Origin of the sequence: Cupriavidus sp. WS, from assembly GCF_000395345.1 — a bacterium.
GTDB lineage: Bacteria > Pseudomonadota > Gammaproteobacteria > Burkholderiales > Burkholderiaceae > Cupriavidus > Cupriavidus basilensis_B.
In genome coordinates, this window is the sequence record NZ_AQPL01000258.1 from 1 (window position 1) to 4,151 (window position 4,151).

Here is a 4,151-nt window from a genome sequence, read left to right on the forward strand (position 1 = left end):
CCCTCCGCCAGCCTGAAAGCCGCGCCGCGCGGCCCTTGTCCGCGCAGGACACCCATCCCGCTCACTTCTTCTTGTCGAACTCGAACTGCGGCGCGGCCGGCTCGTCCTGCGCCGGGGCCGAGGGCAGCTCGAGCGTGCCGGCGCCGCCGGCCGCGCCCGAGGGCGGCGCCGAGGCTCCGCCGCTGTCGCCGCCGAGCGGGATCGACACCTCCGCCGCGTTGCTATGGTGCAGCGAGCCCTTGTCGAGGAACATCGTGACCATGCCCGGCCAGAACATCACCATCACCACCATGATGAGCTGCAGGCCGACCCAGGGCAGCGCGCCCCAGTAGATGTCCGCGCTTTTCACTTCCTTGGGGGCGATGCCGCGCAGGTAGAACAGCGCGAAGCCGAACGGCGGGTGCATGAACGAGGTCTGCATGTTCACGCACAGCATCACGCCGAACCACACCAGCGCCGCGGTGGCGGCCGCCTCCGGGTTGCCGCCCATCGAGTCGGCCACCACCGGCGCCAGCACCTTGACCGCGACCGGGGCCAGCATCGGCACCACGATGAAGGCGATCTCGAAGAAGTCGAGGAAGAACGCCAGGAAGAAGATGAACAGGTTGACCACCAGCAGGAAGCCGATCCAGCCGCCCGGCAGCGAGGTGAACATGTGCTCCACCCACGCGCCGCCGTCCACGCCCTGGAACACCACCGAGAAGCAGGTCGAGCCGATCAGGATGAACACCACCATCGCCGTGATGCGCGCGGTGGACTGGTAGGCGTCGACGATCAGCACGCGCAGGTCGGTCAGCTGCCCGGCGCGCAGCAGCAGCCAGGCGATGACGAGGTAGACCACCGCCAGCGGAATGCGGAACAGGTGCGAGCCGAAGGCGAAGAAGCCGGCCACGATGGCGATGCCGGTGGCGGCGATGGCGGTGCGGTAGAGCGCGCGGTCGAGCTTGCCGAAGCCGGGGTTGCGCAGCACCGCCAGCACCAGCGCGCCGACCGCGCCCATCGCGCCCGACTCGGTGGGCGTGGCGATGCCCAGCATGATGGTGCCCAGCACCAGGAAGATCAGCACCGCGCACGGCACGATGCCGCGCAGGCACTTGCGCCACAGCGCCCAGCCGCGCAGCGTGCGCTCTTCCGCCGGCACCGGCGGCAGCCAGTCCGGCTTGATGCGCGCGAGCACGAAGGTGTAGAGCGCGAACAGCGCGATCTGCACCACCGACGGGCCCCACGCGCCCAGGTACATGCTGCCCACGTCGGCGCTGCCCATCGGCGTCTTGAGCTGGTCGGCCAGCACCACCAGCACCAGCGACGGCGGCACCAGCTGCGTGATGGTGCCCGACGCCGCCAGCACCCCGGTGGCGTACTTCATGTTGTAGCGGTAGCGCATCATCACCGGCAGCGAGATCATCGCCATCGCGATCACCTGGGCCGCCACCGTGCCGGTGATGGCGCCGAGGATGAAGCCGACGATGATGACCGAGTAGCCCAGGCCGCCGCGCACCGGGCCGAACAGCTGGCCCATCGAGTCGAGCATGTCCTCGGCCAGCCCGCACTTCTCCAGGATCGCGCCCATGAAGGTGAAGAACGGGATCGCCAGCAGCAGCTCGTTGGCCAGCACGCTGCCGAACACGCGGCTCGGCACCGCCTGCAGGAAGCTGACCGGGAAATAGCCCCACTCGATGGCGAGGAAGCCGAACGCGAGGCCGACCGCCGACAGCGAGAATGCGACCGGGAAGCCGATCAGCATGAATACCACCAGGCCGCCGAACATGAGCGGCGGCATATATTCCAACGGAATCATCATTGCACCGGCCTCTCGTATTTCGATTCGATGCGCACCAGCCCCTTGAGGGCGGCAATGCGCTTGATCAGTTCGGACACGCCTTGCAGGCCGAGCAGGGCGAAGCCGAGCGGCACCACCAGCTTGATCGGGTAGCGCGGCAGGCCGCCGGAGTTGCCGGATTGCTCGAGGATGCGCCACGAGGGCAGGAACAGGGATTCCCACGACAGCCACGCGAACAGCGCGCACGAAGGCAGCAGGAAGACGACGATGCCGAAGATGTCGATCCAGTGCTGCGCGCGCTCGGACACGTTGCCGTAGATCAGGTCCACGCGCACGTGCTCGTTGCGCTGGAACGTGTACGACGCGCCGAACATCACGGCGATGGCGAACATGTACCACTGCAGTTCGAGCGGCCAGTTGTCGCTGAGGTTGAAGCCGTAACGCAGCAGGGCGTTGCCCGCGCTGATCAGGCACGACAGCAGGATCATGATGTTTGCAAGCCTGCCCGTGTGCTGATTCAACCTGTCGATCTGCCGTGACAGACCAAGCAAGTAGTACATGGGTTGTCTCCCCCTGTTTTTGCGCCGATTAGTTTATCTGTAACAAAATGCATCGGCGCTTGGGGCTAATACCTACCGCATTGCGCAAAGATCGGCGGCGCGAACCGGCGGCACAAATGAAAAAGCCGCCGAGGGCATGCGCCCTGGCGGCTCTTGCGCGATGCGCGGCTTACGTGGAACCTACATCGGCGGACGGCGTTTCGCTCAAAGCGCCGCGCGCGCGGCGGCGATCGCCGCGCGCACCTGCGCCGGCGCGGTGCCGCCGACATGGTCGCGCGCCGCGACCGAGCCTTCCAGCGTCAGCACCGCGTGCACGTCGTCGCCGATCAGCGCGGCCTTGTCGCCCAGGCCGGTGGCCTCGCGCAGCTCGGCCACGGTGAGGTCGGCCAGGTCGCAGCGGCGGTCGTCGCAGGCGCGCACGGCGTGGGCCACGGCTTCGTGCGCGTCGCGGAACGGCAGGCCGCGCTTGACCAGATAGTCGGCCAGGTCGGTGGCGGTGGCGTAGCCCTGCAGCGCGGCGGCGCGCATGTTGTCGGGCTTGACGGAGATGCCCGGCACCATGTCGGCGAAGATGCGCAGCGTGTCGGCCACGGTGTCGACCGTGTCGAACAGCGGTTCCTTGTCTTCCTGGTTGTCCTTGTTGTACGCCAGCGGCTGGCCCTTCATCAGCGTCAGCAGGCCGACCAGGTGGCCGTTGACGCGGCCGGTCTTGCCGCGCGCCAGCTCGGGCACGTCCGGGTTCTTCTTCTGCGGCATGATCGAGCTGCCGGTGCAGAAGCGGTCGGCGATGTCGATGAAGCCCACGCGCGGGCTCATCCAGATCACCAGTTCCTCGGAGAAGCGCGAGACGTGGGTCATCACCAGCGCCGAGGCGGCGCAGAATTCGATGGCGAAGTCGCGGTCGGACACGGCGTCGAGCGAGTTGCGGCACACGCCGTCGAAGCCAAGCTGCTGCGCCACGAACTCGCGGTCGATCGGGTAGCTGGTGCCGGCCAGCGCGGCGGCGCCCAGCGGCAGGCGGTTGACGCGGCGGCGGCAGTCGGCCATGCGCTCGGCGTCGCGCGTGAACATCTCCACGTAGGCCAGCAGGTGGTGGCCGAAGGTGACCGGCTGCGCCACCTGCAGGTGGGTGAAGCCGGGCAGGATGGTGTCGGCGTTCTTCTCGGCCAGGTCCAGCAGCGCGCCGCGCAGCGCGCCCAGCAGGCCGATGATGGCGTCGATCTCGCTGCGCAGCCACAGGCGGATGTCGGTGGCGACCTGGTCGTTGCGCGAGCGGCCGGTGTGCAGGCGCTTGCCGGCGTCGCCGACCAGCGCGGTCAGGCGCGCCTCGATGTTGAGGTGGACGTCTTCCAGGTCGAGCTTCCACTCGAAGCCGCCGGCCTCGATCTCGGCGCGGATCTGCGCCATGCCGCGTTCGATCTCGGCACGGTCGGCCTCGGCGATGATTCCCTGCTTGGCCAGCATGGCGGCGTGCGCGAGCGAGCCCTGGATGTCGAACAGCGCCAGGCGCTTGTCGAAGAACACCGAAGCGGTGTAGCGCTTCACCAGGTCGGACATCGGTTCGGAGAAGCGGGCGGACCAGGCTTCGCCTTTCTTGGCAAGTTGGGAGGTCATGGGCGGGTAAGGCTGGGTTGGCTCGCAGGCCGGCGGCGGCACCGCGGCGCGAGCGGGAAAATCGGGGAAACAGCGATTATATCGCTGCCGCCGCCTTCCCAGCCCGGCTTGTGGCTGGCGCCGGCGGCAGGCCGCGCGGACGCCGGCGGCGTGCCGGGGCCGGCCGGGCGGGCGCGCCGCGGCGCCGATGGCCGGCG

Annotated in this window: 3 protein-coding genes; all 3 read right to left on the reverse strand. The window is 68.6% G+C overall.

Annotation, left to right across the window (positions count from 1 at the left end):
- Positions 1 to 61: 61 nt before the first annotated feature.
- The 3 genes from K206_RS0120925 to argH all read right to left on the reverse strand — a co-directional run bounded on the left by K206_RS0120925 (position 62) and on the right by argH (position 3,954).
- Positions 62 to 1,798, reverse strand: coding sequence for a TRAP transporter large permease subunit (locus tag K206_RS0120925; RefSeq protein WP_029043885.1), 1,737 nt, complete (start codon positions 1,796 to 1,798; stop codon positions 62 to 64).
- On the reverse strand, positions 1,798 to 2,340 hold the full coding sequence (locus K206_RS0120930; protein ID WP_029043886.1) for a TRAP transporter small permease subunit: 543 nt from the start codon (positions 2,338 to 2,340) through the stop codon (positions 1,798 to 1,800). Before K206_RS0120930 ends, K206_RS0120925 begins: the two co-directional genes overlap by 1 nt.
- 204 nt (positions 2,341 to 2,544) lie before the next feature.
- Positions 2,545 to 3,954 carry an argininosuccinate lyase gene (gene argH, locus K206_RS0120935; RefSeq protein ID WP_029043887.1) on the reverse strand — a complete coding sequence of 470 codons (1,410 nt, stop codon included), beginning with the start codon at positions 3,952 to 3,954 and terminating at the stop codon, positions 2,545 to 2,547.
- Between the last annotated feature and the right edge of the window lie 197 nt (positions 3,955 to 4,151).